Source organism: Dorea sp. YH-dor226 (genome assembly GCF_039832105.1).
GTDB lineage: Bacteria > Bacillota > Clostridia > Lachnospirales > Lachnospiraceae > Dorea_A.
On the sequence record NZ_JBDOHS010000039.1, the window covers coordinates 1 to 1,251 of the forward strand.

At 38.8% G+C, this 1,251-nt stretch carries 2 protein-coding genes; both read left to right on the forward strand.

Going from position 1 to position 1,251, the window contains the following annotated elements:
* The first annotated feature begins 307 nt into the window (after positions 1-307).
* Entirely contained in the window at positions 308-646 is a 339-nt protein-coding gene (locus ABE547_RS14620; RefSeq protein WP_347379410.1) for a MerR family transcriptional regulator, read from the forward strand.
* 17 nt (positions 647-663) lie between these two features.
* Positions 664-1,179, forward strand: coding sequence for a hypothetical protein (locus ABE547_RS14625; protein ID WP_347379411.1), 516 nt, complete (start codon positions 664-666; stop codon positions 1,177-1,179).
* Positions 1,180-1,251 lie beyond the last annotated feature (72 nt).

The following is a 1,251-nucleotide window of genomic DNA, read 5'->3' on the forward strand; positions in this document are numbered from 1 at the left end:
TAACGGAAGGAATATGAGAAATCCTTCCAAGTAACCTGCAAATTGATCTACAAGTGGTCAGATAAAATGAACTCGCGGTCAGCTCATCCGAGCTGGCCGGTCAGTTCGACCGAATTTAGCAATTTGATGCTATAGGTATTTACATTCATTTTTATAAAATGTAGATACCTATTTTTGTGCAATTGATTTTTCGCGAAAAAAACATTTTCTTTCATGGAAGAATGGAAAATATAGTCAATTCTTCCGGAAAAAGTCTTTGACTGCACGTGGCGTGCAGTTATAGGTTAGAAAGGGAAGGTATAGATGTATGACATTGCGGGAAATTTGTGAAACACTTGAGGTATCCAGAAGAACTGTTCAAGGGTATGAGAAGGCGGGGCTAGTGACTGCGACGGGGCGAAATAAGTATGGATATTTACTTTACGATGATACTGCCAAATTGAGAATTGCGAAAATTAAGTTTTATCAGCAGTTGGGATTTACGATTAAGGAAATCACAGTCATCATTGATGCACCAAACGTTGTGCTAAAAGCAGCTCTCGAACGGCAGGTTCAGAAATTGAGACAAGAAAAGGCAGAAATAGGTGAGCTGATTGAAAAGGCAAATCAAATGATTGCCACGTTGTCAAACGAAACTAACAATTAGAAAAGGAGAGATAGAAAATGAAGGAAAAAAAGAAAACAGTTATAACGGTCGTGTTAGTTGGTATTTCATTAGCAATAGCAGGAGTAATAGCAATCTATACATGTTATCACAGATGGAATGATGCGACATGTACAAAGCCGAAAATCTGTACTATTTGTGGAAAAACTGAGGGAGAAGCATTGGGACACAAATGGAGTGATGCGACATGTACAGAACCACAGACTTGCTCTGTATGTCATGGAACAAAAGGGAAGGAACTGGGGCATGATCCAGATACATGGTCGACAATAAAGGAAGCTACATGTACTGCAGTCGGAGAAAAGGAAACTACTTGTAAAAGGTGTAAAAAAAGCTTGGTGGAAGAAATCCCGATGGTAGATCACCTGCCAGGAGAGTGGACGGTAACAAAAGATTACAAAATAAATCGAGACGGAACTGTAACACCAGGAACTCAGGCAGTATCATGTACTGTATGTAATACAGAATGGTGTGGTATAAAAAAAGTTGACATCTTATTCTCAAGGATTTCATGATAGAATCAAGAGAATAAGGAGGTACTCAAAATGGCACGTAAATATGACCATGAATACAAAGTACAGGCAGTT